Source organism: Nonomuraea sp. NPDC049028, from assembly GCF_043197735.1.
In the GTDB taxonomy this organism is placed as follows: domain Bacteria; phylum Actinomycetota; class Actinomycetes; order Streptosporangiales; family Streptosporangiaceae; genus Nonomuraea.
In genome coordinates this window covers 251,604-266,142 of the sequence record NZ_JBICTR010000013.1, presented here as the reverse complement: position 1 = coordinate 266,142, position 14,539 = coordinate 251,604, and the positions used below count along the sequence as shown (strand labels likewise).

Annotated in this window: 14 protein-coding genes; 4 read left to right on the top strand and 10 right to left on the bottom strand. The window is 64.8% G+C overall.

Annotated features, from left to right (window positions below; genetic code table 11):
* Positions 1 to 97: 97 nt before the first annotated feature.
* From ACGFJ2_RS44595 to ACGFJ2_RS44570, 6 genes are all read right to left on the bottom strand, one after another.
* A complete protein-coding gene (locus tag ACGFJ2_RS44595) occupies positions 98 to 1,612 on the bottom strand; it encodes a replication initiator (protein ID WP_393478930.1) in 1,515 nt (504 codons plus the stop codon).
* Positions 1,609 to 2,274, bottom strand: coding sequence for a hypothetical protein (locus ACGFJ2_RS44590; protein WP_393478927.1), 666 nt, complete (start codon positions 2,272 to 2,274; stop codon positions 1,609 to 1,611). The genes ACGFJ2_RS44595 and ACGFJ2_RS44590 overlap by 4 nt, the downstream gene beginning before the upstream one ends.
* Entirely contained in the window at positions 2,271 to 2,489 is a 219-nt protein-coding gene (locus ACGFJ2_RS44585) for a hypothetical protein (RefSeq protein ID WP_393478925.1), read from the bottom strand. Before ACGFJ2_RS44585 ends, ACGFJ2_RS44590 begins: the two co-directional genes overlap by 4 nt.
* A complete protein-coding gene (locus ACGFJ2_RS44580) occupies positions 2,486 to 3,919 on the bottom strand; it encodes an FtsK/SpoIIIE domain-containing protein (RefSeq protein ID WP_393478923.1) in 1,434 nt (477 codons plus the stop codon). Before ACGFJ2_RS44580 ends, ACGFJ2_RS44585 begins: the two co-directional genes overlap by 4 nt.
* 175 nt (positions 3,920 to 4,094) lie before the next feature.
* Positions 4,095 to 4,484, bottom strand: a complete 390-nt coding sequence (locus tag ACGFJ2_RS44575) for a hypothetical protein (RefSeq protein WP_393478921.1) — start codon at positions 4,482 to 4,484, stop codon at positions 4,095 to 4,097.
* A gap of 442 nt (positions 4,485 to 4,926) precedes the next feature.
* Positions 4,927 to 5,274 carry a plasmid replication, integration and excision activator gene (locus ACGFJ2_RS44570; protein WP_393478919.1) on the bottom strand — a complete coding sequence of 116 codons (348 nt, stop codon included), beginning with the start codon at positions 5,272 to 5,274 and terminating at the stop codon, positions 4,927 to 4,929.
* 1,011 nt (positions 5,275 to 6,285) lie between these two features.
* On the opposite strand from ACGFJ2_RS44570, the gene ACGFJ2_RS44565 reads away from it, so the two are divergent.
* Complete coding sequence (locus ACGFJ2_RS44565; protein ID WP_393478916.1) at positions 6,286 to 6,831, top strand: hypothetical protein; 546 nt, start codon at positions 6,286 to 6,288, stop codon at positions 6,829 to 6,831.
* Between the two features lie 23 nt (positions 6,832 to 6,854).
* The gene (locus ACGFJ2_RS44560) at positions 6,855 to 7,886 is read left to right on the top strand and encodes a peptidase (RefSeq protein WP_393478914.1); all 1,032 of its coding nucleotides are present in this window, start codon (positions 6,855 to 6,857) and stop codon (positions 7,884 to 7,886) included.
* 606 nt (positions 7,887 to 8,492) lie between these two features.
* On the opposite strand, the gene tgmC is transcribed toward ACGFJ2_RS44560, so the two are convergent.
* The 4 genes from tgmC to ACGFJ2_RS44540 form a co-directional block, all read right to left on the bottom strand.
* On the bottom strand, positions 8,493 to 9,665 hold the full coding sequence (gene tgmC / locus ACGFJ2_RS44555) for an ATP-grasp peptide maturase system methyltransferase (RefSeq protein ID WP_393478911.1): 1,173 nt from the start codon (positions 9,663 to 9,665) through the stop codon (positions 8,493 to 8,495).
* Positions 9,662 to 10,594: an ATP-grasp ribosomal peptide maturase gene (tgmB, locus tag ACGFJ2_RS44550; RefSeq protein WP_393479284.1), complete on the bottom strand. Its 933-nt coding sequence runs from the start codon at positions 10,592 to 10,594 to the stop codon at positions 9,662 to 9,664. Before tgmB ends, tgmC begins: the two co-directional genes overlap by 4 nt.
* A 16-nt stretch (positions 10,595 to 10,610) precedes the next feature.
* Positions 10,611 to 10,877, bottom strand: coding sequence for a putative ATP-grasp-modified RiPP (gene tgmA / locus ACGFJ2_RS44545; RefSeq protein ID WP_393478909.1), 267 nt, complete (start codon positions 10,875 to 10,877; stop codon positions 10,611 to 10,613).
* A gap of 1,399 nt (positions 10,878 to 12,276) precedes the next feature.
* Positions 12,277 to 12,801 carry an ATP-binding protein gene (locus ACGFJ2_RS44540; protein ID WP_393478906.1) on the bottom strand — a complete coding sequence of 175 codons (525 nt, stop codon included), beginning with the start codon at positions 12,799 to 12,801 and terminating at the stop codon, positions 12,277 to 12,279.
* Positions 12,802 to 13,233: 432 nt separating this feature from the next.
* On the opposite strand from ACGFJ2_RS44540, the gene ACGFJ2_RS44535 reads away from it, so the two are divergent.
* A complete protein-coding gene (locus ACGFJ2_RS44535) occupies positions 13,234 to 14,094 on the top strand; it encodes a helix-turn-helix domain-containing protein (protein WP_393478904.1) in 861 nt (286 codons plus the stop codon).
* A 28-nt stretch (positions 14,095 to 14,122) separates the two neighbouring features.
* Positions 14,123 to 14,398 carry a DUF397 domain-containing protein gene (locus ACGFJ2_RS44530; protein WP_393478901.1) on the top strand — a complete coding sequence of 92 codons (276 nt, stop codon included), beginning with the start codon at positions 14,123 to 14,125 and terminating at the stop codon, positions 14,396 to 14,398.
* Positions 14,399 to 14,539 lie beyond the last annotated feature (141 nt).

The following is a 14,539-nucleotide window of genomic DNA, read 5'->3' as shown; positions in this document are numbered from 1 at the left end:
GTGCCTTCGGCGCTGCCCATCCTCGTGCGCCCCTCCTCGTGAACCGACCCCGCCGCCCCGCACGCCAAGTCCTCCAGACCCGGCAACGGCAGTTGCATCATCGCACCACCTCCAACTCTCCCGGCCCCGATTTCGCCCGTTCCATCTCCCTTCGCCATCGCTGCCGTTCAGCCACCAGCGACATCAGCCGCAGACGCAGCGGAGGCACGTCCCGGTCTGACGGGCTCAGCAGCTCCCACACGAACCGCTGAGGGTCCGACGCCTCCACCTCGATGCCGAGCGCTTCCAGCACCCAGGCCCGCCGATCCCGCACATGCGCACCCAGCGTCTTGCCCGACCACTTACGGCTGACCAGCACCCGCCGCCCGCCGTAACCGAGATGTTCCGCCCGATGCGCCTTGTTCCGGCACCGACCCGGCACCAGGCCCGCCCTGGCGTCTTTAGGCTGCACCCCGTAGCGCAGCCAGTTCGCGCACGCAGGCGAACACGGCTCGAACCGCAGCGCCTCCATCAACCGGGCCACGTGCGCACGCCGAGCCCGCCCGGCCGACCCCTGAGCCGTCAGCGCCCCCTCACTGACACTCTTAGTCACGTACTTGGCCAGATACCTGATGCACGTGTCAGCGTCCTTGCTCCCCGCCAGCACCCCCTGCACATCGACCTGAGCGCCGAACCGCGCCACATGCACCGGAACCGCCTCGGAGTCCTCCCCAAGCCGGTCCAACGCCTCATCCCACGTCGGCAACGCCTCACCCATGCCCGGATCGACATAGCCCGCCCCGTCCCGCCAGACCGGCAAGTGACCGCCGTCGTAGACGACCCGATCCACCGCAGGCCACCACACCTGGTGATAGGTCGCCTCCACCACCCGACGCAACTCCGCACGCGGCAACGTCCCCCGAACCGCCATGTGCAGATGCGGCGTCAGCCGCTTCTGAAACTCCACCGCCGCGAAATACTGCACATCGAACCCCGCCACCCGGCGAAGATTCTGCACGAACCGATCCACCAGCTTGGCAAAGTGCAACGCATCCCGCGCCGCCCGCCCGTAGTCATAGCTCTCCGGATCCACCGGCACCCCGCCGCGCACCCGCCCATAAGACGGCAGCGTCAGCGTGACGAACATCGACGGCCGCAACACCTTCCCCTCCGACGTGGTGAACGTCCGCCCGAGCGTGCTCGCCGATTGATCCCGCTTGGGCAGATTCGGCGCATCCTGCCGACGCCGTGTGGACCGCACCCGCCGAGCGCCATCCCCGCCCTGAACCTCTCCCGCGGAATCGATCATGCAACTGCCGGCCGATTCCTTGACCTGCCCGCCATCCCCGCTTGAGCCGGTAACCGGCTCCTCCTCCAGATGCCAGCCCTCGCGACACTGAGCCATCCGCGCCAGCCGGTTGCGCTTGGCACACGGCGGACACTTACTGTCCAACCGCGCCCCGCACGCCACGTTCACGATCCGGCTCTGACCGCCCTCCACATCCAGCACCCGAAACGCCAGAGGCCGGATGCACACCCCGTTCTCGATGGCCACCAGTTCGGCTACTTCGGAGGACAGGAGCCGCGCACCCGCCAGCGCACGCGGCACCCCCTCAACGGCACCGACCGTCAAGCAGCCCCCCTCTCCCCGCCGATCTCGGCGTCGAAGTCGACGCCGCCCACGCTCCCGACCCCGCTGCCGCCCTCGGTACCGACATCGACACCTGCGTGCCCGTCCCGTTCCGCCCCCGCCTCACGGAGCACGAAGGTCAGCTCCACCCGCCCCGGCGAGGGAAACGAAACCTGGCAGCTCACCGCCCCGAACCCGTCCAACCACGCCGCCCCGTCCTGGTCGTGACCCACCAAGATCGCGACCGCCACCGGATCCGCGTACTGACACGAAGTGACCTTGAGCAGACCAGGCAGATACCGCCGCCCGCTGATCGGCCCGGCCAGCCCCGCAATCGCGATCACCGCCCGCACCCGGCGCTGATACACCACCACCCGCCGCCACCAGCCCAGCACCGGGCGAGCCCACCGAGCCAAGCGTGGCGACCACAGCGGCCACATGTCCGGGCAGGTCACCACGGCGTAGCTCACCGCCCCGAGCAACCAGACCGCGCCGAGCAGCCAGACCGCCATCGTGCGCCAGCCCACCACCCAGACACACGCCAGGAACGTGCCCGCCAGCCAGAACACGACCAGCGCCCGCCACCACGCCCTGACGAAGGCGACCGACCGCCGCCACACACCAACCACCGCCGCGACGACCCCCCGCCTGCGAACCGCGATCACACGATCCCCCTCTCCGCGTCCATCTCCGTGCCGGAGCCGGTGTCGAACTCTTCGCCGAACTCCTCGCCCGGCAAGTCCTCCTCCAGCAGGCCCGCCAGGGTCCGCGCCCCGCAGCACCGGCACTCCACCAGCACCCGCACCACGTCCAAGACCAACTGATCCTCTTCGCCACACGCCGCGCAGCGCAGCCCGTACAAGATCTCCTCGTACCTCACTCCGCCTCCCCAGCCGCCCCGTACTGATGGACCATGTCCCTGATGTCGGCGTCGCTGACGTAGGCCGCCCGGACCCGGATCGGTTGCGGCCGGTTCTCCAGCCGGACGAACCCGATGCCCGCCCCGACCTGCGGATTGTTCGGATCGCGGGCGATCTGATCGGCCAGCGCGCCCCGATCCCGCGCCCCGTCGCCCAACACCATGTCCACCTGTTCGGCCTCATCCAGTCGCAGCGCGACCCGGTCGGGGAACAGATTGCGGATGTTGAGCACGTCCTTACGCGGGTCCTGAAGCGCGGCCACCACGCCGATGCCCACCGCGCGCCCCTGCGTGGTCAGCGTGGACAGCGCCGCCATGATCCGCGCCTTGAGATTGCGATCGGGCTGGTAGGCGGTCAGGAAAGCCACCTCATCCACGATCACCACGATGAACGGGTCCCTGCTCGTCGGCACGTGATCACGCCGCACCCCCGCGTACCGCTCCGCGCGTTCCTGCATCACCTCCACCGCTCGTTCCAGCAGCAGCGCGCACGCCGTAGGCGAAGAGGCGTACTGGTGGAACAGCGGCATACCGTAGGACAGCTCCATAAGCTTGGGATCCAGCGCCCACAGCTCCGCCAGCCCCTCCGCGACGGCGGGCAGCAGCCCCCGCACGATGCACCACAGCCACGAGCCCTTCCCGGCCCCGGTCGCCCCGGCCAGCAGCACATGCGTTCCGTGCACCTTCAGCCAATACCGCCGCCCGGTCTCATCGAGCCCGATCTCGACCTTGCGCACACTCGTGCTCACCGGATACGGCAGCGCCGCGATCGGCTCCGCCAACGCATCCCGACGTGGGAAGGACAGCAGCAGCCATCCCGGCTTGAGGACCGCCATCTGACACGACACCGCGCCGAACCCATGCGCCAGATTCCCGCCCTTCGTGGCCCAGTCCTCATCCGACTGACCGCCCAGCATCTTCACGGTGACCTTGTCGGCCCACGGCCCCGACTGCACTCGCGCCAGATCCGGCAGGAAACCCCGCCCCCCGACCGAATGTCCCAGGCCGGAGACCGCCATCACCCCCCGCCAGCGACGCCGATACACCACCAACCAGCGCCACCAGCTCACCAGCGGCCAGCGGACATACCGCGCGAACGAACGCGGCCACACCGACCCCCAGATCCCCAGCAGGCACGCCTCCAGCGCCAGCGCCAGCAGCATGGCCTTCCAGCCGAAGACGTACAGATACGCGCCCGCCGCCCCCCACAGCGCGCATGCCATCGGATGCCGCCACACCATCCGCCCCAGCGCCGAGAACAGCTTGAACAGATGGCCGAACAGGAACACGATGCCGGGGGTTCGCACCACCAGCGGCCGGTAGTGAATCGAGGTGTCCGGACGGGTCGAGACGACGTTCTCGACATGATCACCAGGCAGTTTGCGGAGCACGAAGCACGCACCTTCCACAGGAGGATTCCCGAACCGGGAGGACAGACCGCTCAACGCGATCGAGAGAAAGGGACGCCGAACCAACGGCAGGTCATGACGCGTGTCCGGAAAGCCGCCCGATCGGCACCGACCCTCACGGGCAGCTCCCCAGACCTCTACGGCGCGGTGTTCCTGATCACCTCACCGCGCGCGCTTGCTGCACCACACGCACGCAGGTGGCGGCCACGTAGCCGTACGGGCTTCCGTTGAAGGTCCGGCGACCCGACACGACCCTGTACCAGTCGTAACCGGCCCGCCCGCACTTGCTGCCGTAGCCGGACCCGCTCGGATGCACGAGCTCACAGCTCGTGAAGACAGAGCCACGCGACACAATCCGCAAGATCAGACCGTTGACGAAAGGAAAGTCGCGAACGGCGACCCGGCCCCCGACGACCTGGATCGTCCGGCACACCGACGCCGAGCCCCGCGCCGTGCTGCTCTGCGCGTTGACCGGACCGGCAGCTGCCATAAAGACCCCGAGCGCGGCGAGGATGGAGGCGGCCAGCTGCGTGGACGGCTTGAACATGATGCTTCTCCCTTGGTGCATGGGATTGATCCCGTTGGACACAGGCTGTGCACGTCCCGGAGGGCGACACGGACAGGTGACGCGGACAGCGCAACCACCGCCCGCCCATCTCCAGGAACTGACGACGGCGCGCAGTTCGACCGCGTACACCGCCAAGCCGGACGGCCGCGTGTCACCGCCGCAACCACAGGCGGAGCCGCAGACCTGACCAGAGAAGACCCGCGCGGATCAGCGCAGCGCGGATGCGCAGCCGCCGCTACGACCACCGGCCCCCAAACCGACAGCCGCACCAAGGCAGCGTGTTACGCGGGGATACGCCCCGCAGACGCGCCGGGCGCACCACAGCCCGGTCTATGCCAAGCCGCCACCGTGGACGGCCCGACCCCCCTCCCACAGGGCACGACCACCAGCGGCCCGCAGGCGAGCACCCCCGCCCCGGACATCAGGCGGCTTCCTTCGAGCCGCCCCTGCCCGACTTCGCGCCCTGATCCGGCGCGGCACGCAGGCCCGTGGCCTTGAACGAATACGCCATCCGGCCATTGGCCGCGACGTAAGGAGTCACCGTCAGCCCGTCGAACACCACCGGCACGAACGGCAGCCCCGCCATCGACGCCGGGGGAGCGGGAATCGTCGGCTCCACCCCGGAAAGGATCTTGACCGCGACCGCCTTAGCGGACGCCTTCAACGACGGGTCAGCATCCATCACCGGAACCGACCACATCAGCTCCCCGGTCGTCTTGTCACGCGCCGCAACCGGACGATCCTTGGTCGAAGCGTCGAAGTCGAGCACCGGGGACACCTCCCCCACGACATAGCAGCCATGTGGGAACACCATCTCGTGAGAGACAGGAATCGCACCTTGTAGAGCCATCTAACTCCCTGGGTAATCGAACAGTTCCTACGTTTGAGTAACGAGCCATATACCCTCCGTAGTTCCCGCGTTCCCACAGCCCCAGGCACCATTACCGCACTTACGGACGCCCCATAAGAAAGACGAAAACAAACGAAATCACGACGCACCGGGGCGTAAGCACTCCACAGGCAGACCCGTATGACCCTTCCGCCCCATTGATCTCCGCATTCCCGCGACAGAAAGGGATTCAGTGTGATCTACGCCACACCATGAGTGGTCGTCGCCAGTCGCCGCGCGGTCGCCCTGAGTAACACGGCAAGCCAGTCCCCCAGCACCGTCACGCACACGGTGACCTGATCACGTGGCCCCGCGCGCCATGCTGCTGACTCGGCGGCGCCCCTTGACCCACCGGAGACGCGTACTGGACGAAGGCGCCTGACGACCGTGTCTCAGAATCATCAGGCGCCTTCGTCCACCGCGTGGCCAGGAGCCTCCAGTGGCCCCCGGCGGGCCCTTGGGCCGCAGGTCTCAAGATCCCACGTGCCACGACGGCGAGCGGGGAGCGTTCCAGGTCCACGCCATTACCGAACATGCCTAGCATCCCTGCGGTGATCATCGCCGAAGAAACTCCGGCGCTTTCCAGAAGGATCACCTTGTCAATGCTGAAGGCAACCAGCGGAGACCTGGAAATCCAACAGGCTTGGGATGGGCAGATCGCCCCCATGCATGGGGGCGCGGTACCCCAACGTGTGACCCTGAGCGGAAGTCAGGGACGCCTTGGGTGGATTCGAACTCCTCACCCTTTCACCACACGCCCCGGACGCGCCCTTGATCTCGACTTGACTACAGAAAGTTATATTTCAACTGCGAGACGTAGCGACATGTCGGAGTCCTGGAACTCAAGGCCACTAATTCGAGCTATGCCCTCGCTTCTCACCTCATCCTCGCTTGAACATCGGAGCAACGATGCGTAAACCGTTTGCCGTGGCTGCTGCAGCCATCGGCCTTGGCCTCGCCGCGACGACCGCCCTTCCAGCCCTGGCTGACGACACGACCACCACGTTTACGATCACCGGCGGCGCCCTCACGATCAACGCGCCCGCCACCTCGAACCTGGGCTCCGTCACCTCCGGCGCCGCCAGCGTCTCCGGACAGATGGGCGCCGTCACGGTGACCGACGCTCGCGGCGGCCTGGCCAGTACCTGGAGCGCCAGTGTCATCAGCACCGACTTCACCACCGGCGGAGCCACCGCTCCCGAGACGATCCCTAACATCAACGTCACCTACAGTCCGGGTGCGGCCACCGGCACCACGGGGACAGGCACCTTCACGCCTGGCCCCGGCGGCATCATCAACGTGCCGCGCGTCGCGTTCACCGGAACCGAGCTCGTCGGCGACAACACCGCCACCTGGAATCCCACGGTCAACGTGACCATTCCGGCCGGCAAAGTCGCCGGTGTCTACACCGGCACCATCACCCACTCCGTCGGCTGACCCCACCAGGGACAACGACAACCGTGCGTTTTCACAACCTCCTCGCCGGGTTGCTGGTGGCCGGAATCCTCGCTCCGGCCACCAGCATGTTGCACGCGCCAGCCTCCGCAGCCGCCCACACACGCGGAAACGGCATCGGAATCCGCCTGGTCGACGCGCCTATCCAAGCGCGAGCCGACTCACGAGCCCGCCGCTACATCGTCGATCACCTCACGCCGGGTTCGGTCATCCAACGGCGCGTTGAGGTGTCCAACACGAGCAGCCTCACCCAGCATGTGTCGCTCTACCCGGCAGCAGGGGAGATCCGCGACCGGAGATTTCAGTTCGCTCCCGGTCGCACCGCCAACGATCTGTCCACCTGGATCAGCACGAGCCGAACCGACGTGACCCTGGCCCCGCAGTCTCGCTCGATGCTCACCGCGACCATTGCCGTGCCGAAGAACGCCGCCCCCGGAGAGCGGTACGCGATGATCTGGGCGGAGGTGACCAAGGCCCCACCGCCCGGAGGGGGCTTGCGGCAGATCAACCGCACCGGCGTGCGGGTCTATCTGTCCGTCGGCGGCGACAATCCGCCAGCAGCCGACTTCACCATCGACTCACTCACGGCCCAACGATCGCTGAGCGGACAACAGAGCGTCCTGGCCCAGGTGCACAACACCGGAGGCCGCGCACTCGACCTGAGCGGCGAACTGACCCTCTCCAACGGCGGCCTCAACGCTGGCCCGTTCATGGTCGCCACGGGTACCACCCTCGCACCGGGCGACGTCGGATCCGTCTCCGCGCCGCTGACCCAACAAGTGCCCGATGGCCCGTGGCACGCCCGCATCCATCTCGAAAGCGGACTGACCGAACACACCGCCGAAGCGACCCTCCAGTTCCCCTCCACTCCGGGGACCGCGAAAGCAGTCGCCGTAGAGATGGACCACGACAACTCCCTCATAGCGGCCTTCGCCACCGGCATCGGCGTGTCCGCCCTCGTAGCAGCAGCCTCCTTCCTACTCATCCGAAGAAGACACCGATCATCGCGGCCCTCACTCGCCAAGGCGCGCCGCTGAGTTGCCGAATTATTCTTATGGGTATCAAGGGGCGGCACCGCTCCCCGCAGCGGCACGGCGGGCGACGCCCGCCGTGCCGCCCGGCCAGCGGATCCGGGCATGCGGCCTGGAGGCCGGTCCCGGCCCGCGCCGTACGACACGGCACGCGCAACCCACCGCCCACCGACCAGGGCCAGCCGCCGCACCCACCGGCCCCGCCGACCGCCAACCGCTCAGCCGCCCGCCTGCTATCCGTGAACAGCCCAGCCCCGTGGCGTGTTTGTCCCGTGCAGGTCTTAAATGATCATTACCGGGTCCGCGGTGGCCTGTGATGATCATGAAAGGTCGTGGCGGCGCCGGCCGAACTCGCTCACGCTCGCCCTTCGGGTGGCCTACGGCCATTCCGCCGGCCCCGCCACTCCCGGCATGCTCCGCAACGGTCTTCCCAGCACCGCTCACACGAGCCGGACACGGCGAAGGCCCCCGACCAGAATCAACCGGACGAGGGCCTTTCACTACCGCCTATCGCATGGGCGGCGTTGCAGGTATCCGCGAAGGAGGCAGATGCTCTTTCGGTTCCGGATCGCTGAGGGCCAAACGGCCACCAATCGGTGACGCTTTCCGCTCCTATTGTGGGAGTCGCCACGTCAACGACTCATGGGCGGGTATGAAAATGTTCTGCTGGCCGGGGGTGACAATGATTCGGAATTCGTCGATGCCGGGCGATCCGACCTTCCGCCAGTCGGTTATCGCGCTCTCGATGCTGCTCCAGATCGCGACGGGACCGATTTCCCGGACAAGGGGCATACCATCATCTTGCGGGGTGACGGTAGCGATAGAGCCCGTGGTGGTGTCTACGTAGTAATCGACCCATGGGCCGCCATCCACGCTCTTGCCAACGCATTGGGCGTCGGGGGCCGCGAGTTGCGCGATGAATTGCGCAGTCCAATCGTGAAGAGTGTCAGGGTGGATGACGGCCGGTCGGGGTTGGCTGGCGTCTATTTCTTTGGTGTCCCCCAAATCGACCGGTGGTGGCATGTGGGGGCGGGCCAGCATGAATGAGTAAGTGTCGGGCAGGAATCGGCCGGAGGCGGTTCCGTCCGCTTCAACGGTGAGCCTGACGTATCCGGATCCGTATTGCCAGCCGGAAAGTGTGGTCAGGATGGTTGCGCCTGGCTTGCTTTGGGAAATCCACGCGGCGGGGATATGTCGGACTGAGCAGGTCGCGATGATCCGGTCATAGGGTGCCTGTGGTGGGAATCCGTCGAGCCCGTTGCCAGTGATAAGCGTTGGTTGGTGTCCAGTCTGATGAATCGCACGGGCCGCACGCACGGCAAGATCAGCGTCCGTTTCGATGCTGACGACGTTTTCGGAACCGACTCGCTCACACAGGAGCGCTGTTGAGTATCCGGTACCGGTTCCGATTTCCATGACATTGCTGTCATCGCTCACGTCCAGGTCTTCGAGCATCGCGACCACGAGTCCGGGAAGTGTTGATGACGAGGTGGGGTTTCCGGCGGGAACCGGTTTTTCCGTCTCGCTCGGGCGAATATGTCCGTCGATTTGCGTGACCCAGGTTTTGTTTTCGTAGGCTAGTGTCATCCATTCGTCGATTCCGTTACTTTTCGGCGTAACCGATTCCCACATCATCCCTTCGGGAGTGGTGACGGAGCGAAAGAATTCCGGAATGAACAGATGGCGGGGGATTGTTTCGACGGCTGCGCGCCACTGCGGTGATCTGAGGTCGCCGGATTCTTGTAGCTGCTCGGCTAGTCGCTGACGCAGTTGTGTTTCGTTCACGATCGGCCCTTTTCTAGGAGATCGGCGAATGCGGTCGCCATGGGCAATTCGGTCGGAGCTTGCATCCAAGCCCATTGCCCGTTTGGGTTGCATTCCAGAAATACGGGCCGGTCGTCGGTATCGATAGCGAAGTCAAAGCATCCCGACACGAGGCGGAAGTGGTTCAGGTAGAGATGTATCTTGTCGGCGATCTTATCGGGAACTTGCATGACTCGATATTCTATCTGCTCGTAGTCGTGCCGCCAGTCGAGCAAAGGGGAATGAATCCGCACGGCGAACATTGCTCCCCCGGCAACGGTGATCCTCAGATCCCATTTCTTGGGCACCACCCGTTGAAATAGATGCATGGTCCCCGCAACCCTGTTGTCTATTTCATCGGCGGACACTTCTTGCGTCCATACCGTGACGGCCGTCCCGTCGATTTCGTACTCGGCGGAGCGGAGCGGTTTATAAACGACTCTCCGATGGTCGTTTATGAACCTGCGAGCTTTGTCGGGATCGTTGGTGATGAGAGTCGGAGGGACGTCGAATCCCAATGCGATCGCTGTTGAGAGTTGCGCCGGTTTGAATTCCGCGTCTGCGATCGCATGGGGATGATTCACATAAAGGCAATCCGGCAGGGATGCCAGCACACCACCCAAACCATATCTTGCCTGGAGGGTCGCGAATCGCGAATCCTGACCGTCAAGGCCAGGAAAGGCAAATCCGGAGGGACGGCGATAATACAGTGACCGCACCGCCGAAAGGTCGGCTTCCCGTGTCGCCGTGGTCAACTGTCCCGACAGTCCACACCCGTCGCCGATTTCCGCTGACATGGTGAGATCGCGTGGGAAGTCTGCGGCATCAAAACGCACGACCGGCACGTTGCGGTAATGCAGTTCAGCGATCACCAGGTCAGCAGTCATGTCGTCTGCTTGGGTGACCACCATTACCGGCCGCTTGTTTTCAGTCCTGGTCACTGTCCTGCGACGTGTCCTCGTCGAAAGCCTTGGGTGAACTCCCGTCGCCCTTTGACGCCCGCGTCTTTTGCTCGGTGCCGGTATTGGACTTCTTGTGCTTCATCTCTACAACGACGCCGCTTTCGCCGACGTATCGACCGATCTGTGTCGCAGGGTCAATGATGACCGTGTATTCGGGGAATTCGATGACGTCCGGATAGGGGGACATGCGGGAAACTCCCCACGGCTGTATGGCTGTGGATTCACCCTGCATTTTGGGGGGATGGGACATGGGGATTCGGTCTGCGTGGCTAAACATTTCCGGAAGGCTCCTTTCAAGGGATGTTCGACCGCGCCGTGATCGCGGGCGGTTCTAGGCCGATCTTCTTTTGTTTCGGATCGATAATACCTCGCCCGCTCTCGCCTGGCGATCCCCTTCAGTCAAAAGGGCGAACATAATACTGACGCTTTGTCGAATGAATTTGGCGCAGAGAAATATCGCTCTCCGCACTAAAGCTGCTTATCGAGTGGAAATAGCGGAAACTCAGGCTACATACTGCCCCGAGGCCGCACCTACCGATAGTCGATGCTGATCGACGTAGCCGTCTTCGCGCACGGGGCGCTCCCGTATCAGGCCATACGTTCAGGCGGATCACGTGATCCGCCGCCCCCGGCTGCCAGCTCCACGCAGTTGGCGCAGGCTCTGTAGGCCGAGGCCACGCATCGCCGGGACCAATCGGTGAACGGCAACGGCCGCACCTCAGCCCCGCAAAGGCCCGTACTCGTCTCCGGCCGTATCGCATGCTGTACGGTCCTCCGGCCACGGCCCGTAACACCCAGGCGATAGACGGTCTCCCCAACGCGACCGTGCCCATCAGCCTCGATCACGGTCAGGTCATCCAAAGCGAATGACCAACGACGCACTCCCTGTGGCCAATCGCACGAGTCACCGTCGAGTCGCACCACGGCAGTGTTGCCGAACTTGGAAAGCGACACGATGACGCCGCACCAGCCCTCAAGCTGATCTCCGAACAAGCGCGTCATCGCCGGACTGTGCATCAGCTCCGTGATCATCACCCGGTTACCCGGAACCTTCAGGCTTGTCACAAGCAGCCCCCACCCGAGACAGGGCGACCCCACCAGCCGGCCTGCACCGATACCCACCTCATCGAAGGTGTCCCATCAGCACGGCAGTCCACTGCGCCATGGCCACCCCGCCATCCCATCGCGGACTCTCCTCCGTCACCGTGGCCCGCCCCTCCATCCGGACCCGGCGGATGAACCGCGAACAACCCGACTGCCACAGCTCGTAAGAAGTCCCTTGACAGGCGCAGCTCCGCAGAAGGAGAAAGTCAGTCCCCAGATCCTGGCTTGGGGCGGTCCACACCCCCTGCTCGTAATGCGATGTCGGCGGGCAGACGTGAGGCCCGCCACATCCACGCGGCCTGTCAGCGCGACTGCGCCATCTGGCCGCTTCGGGCTGCTCAGGCGGCGGAAACTCCCAAAGAACCATTCAGCTCACGCCCCGATCTCTCGTGTCAGAGCCTTGCCGGTCGCCTCGCACAGGTACGCGGCGTCCATCACCGTGGCGAACCGCGCCCAGACCGTGAGGTGGCCAGAGCCCAACCAAGGCGGCATCCACCCCATCCCACTAACCCGCCCCTCCGAGGCCATCACGCCGCCGCCACTTCCAGCGACACCAGCGACGCAGCAGGGGGCGGCGGCCCCTCCATGGTGAGCACCTCGGCCCACACCATGCAGCCGGGAAAGCTTCGCCTCACGCCCCACCGGACGGACAACGCCTCCACCAGCTGCAGGCCGCGCCCGAAGTCACCGCCGTCGCCCGTCTGACGGGGGAGCGGAACGGCCCGGTCTCCATCGTCGGCGACCTCGATCCGCACTAGCCGATCACCAGCGTCCGAGATATCCACCGCGACCAGGCCGCTGGGATCGCCCGAACGGGTATGCAGCACGGCGTTGTTGAGCAACTCGCCAAGGACGAGGAGCACGTCGTCCAGGTCTCGGTGTCCCGCCGCAGTCAGTACCAGCTTGGCGTAATGCCGAAGCAGCGGCACTGAAGAGTTCAGCCCCGGAGCGACCACCTCAGAGAGAAACCGCGTACCCGTCGTGTGTCCTCCCAGATCTTGGCCGCAGCCGCCATCCGTACCGTCCTGCCCGCCCCACGAGCCCGCGTCCATTACGACACCGCCCGGTCTAGGATCTTGAGCGCCGCGTCGCTCTGCGTAACCGGGATATGCGCCCAGCGCCACCGCCCCCAAGAGAAGACGTAATCGCCCCGGTACCTCTCGACCCTTACCCGAAGCGCCCGCCGCCGCCCAGACGGGGACAGAATCAGCAGATCGGGGCATTTACCGACAGACCGTCCCGGAATGACGATATTTGCCCCCAGAAGGAACAGATCGTCTGCCAACTGCGCAATGTATGCCATTCGTCGCACCTCGTGAGCACTATCGGGCATGTCGAACCTCTTTCGAGCGCAGAGGGTTGCCGTTTCCGTCCTCGCCCCAGCTGGCGGGGTGTATGAGTGCTAGTGTTCACCTGCCAGTCCATAGATGCAAGCCATTCAAATGACAGCCAGTTATTTATGACCGAAGGGAAAGGAGGAGATCATGGCTCGTGGCAAGCACATACCGACCGTGGCGAGCACGCGTCTGGCAGCCGAGCTTCGGAGCCAGCGAGAGAAGTTGGGCATGAGCCAGGAAGCCGTGGCCGAACGGATGGGCTGGGCCGAAAGCAAGCTCTACCGGATCGAGAACGACAAGAGCCGGGTCTTGGTGCGCGACGTCAGACGGATGTTGGGCCTGTATGAGACCGAACAGGCGCAGGCCGACGCGATCATCGAGTTGGCCCGAGTGGCTGGCGAACCTGACTGGTGGCATCAGTATTCCGGGGCCATCCCCGAGTGGTTCCAGGTCTATGTAGCGCTTGAGACATCCGCCTCGCATGTGCTCGGATACGACTCCGAACTCGTTCCGGGCATCATGCAGACCGAGCGTTACGCACGGGCGATCATGATGACCGCCCCCGGACGCGGCCCGGATGAGGAGATAGAAGACCAGCTCAAGGTACGTGTGAGCCGTCAGGCGCGACTCACCGGAACGAACCCTCTCAACCTCTGGGCAGTTCTGAACGAGAGCGTCATTCGCCGCAAGGTAGGCGGTCCGGATGTCATGCGCGAACAGGTTGAACGCCTGGTCGAGATCGCGCAACTTCGTACCGTCACGCTCCAAGTTCTGCCATTCGAGGTCGGCGAACACAGTGCTATGCACGGTTCATTCACGATCTTGCAGTTCCCGCCAGCGCACGACCCCGACAAAGTGTATCTAGAACAGCAGATCGGGGGCATATACACACAGAAGATGCAGGAAGTCGAGCGGTATAGGCTTCTATTTGACGACCTGCGTGCCCGGGCGCTTGGCCCTGGGGAGACGATCGCCATGCTTCGCTCAACCATCACAGAGTTAACGTGAGAACGCCCGGCAGCAAGGGAGAAGGATCGTGGACTTGACCGCCGCCAAATGGCGTAAGAGCGCCCAGAGCGGCAACAACGGCGGCCAATGCGTAGAGGTCGCAGTGGTGCGTGGCCGCGACGCAGGGGTCACCAACAAGGCAGACGAAGAGTTCGTTGTACTCGTTCGAGACAGTAAGAACCGAGGCCGTGAGCCGCAGGTGTTCACGCTCGCAGAATGGGATGCCTTCTGCGAGGGTGTGCGAGGCGGGCAGTTTGAGCCCTCGGCCATGATCAAGGACCTTGGGCCAGTTCCTGCCATTTGATCAATGCTGAGGTGTACAAGGTGCCTGGTTGCCGGACAGCAACCGGGCACCTTCGCATGATGGCGAACCCCGAGCGCTCCTCGTGATTCAGGGCTTTACCGAATCGTTTCGGAGCCAAACACGCGGGGACCCCTCCAAGAT

Coding starts and splice junctions, on each gene's coding strand:
- ACGFJ2_RS44575 (WP_393478921.1), bottom strand. CDS start 4,484: ATGTTCAAGCCGTCCACGCAGCTGGCCGCCTCCATCCTCGCCGCGCTC.
- tgmB (WP_393479284.1), bottom strand. CDS start 10,594: ATGGTGGTCACCCAAGCAGACGACATGACTGCTGACCTGGTGATCGCT.
- tgmA (WP_393478909.1), bottom strand. CDS start 10,877: ATGCAGGGTGAATCCACAGCCATACAGCCGTGGGGAGTTTCCCGCATG.
- ACGFJ2_RS44540 (WP_393478906.1), bottom strand. CDS start 12,801: ATGGACGCGGGCTCGTGGGGCGGGCAGGACGGTACGGATGGCGGCTGC.
- ACGFJ2_RS44535 (WP_393478904.1), top strand. CDS start 13,234: ATGGCTCGTGGCAAGCACATACCGACCGTGGCGAGCACGCGTCTGGCA.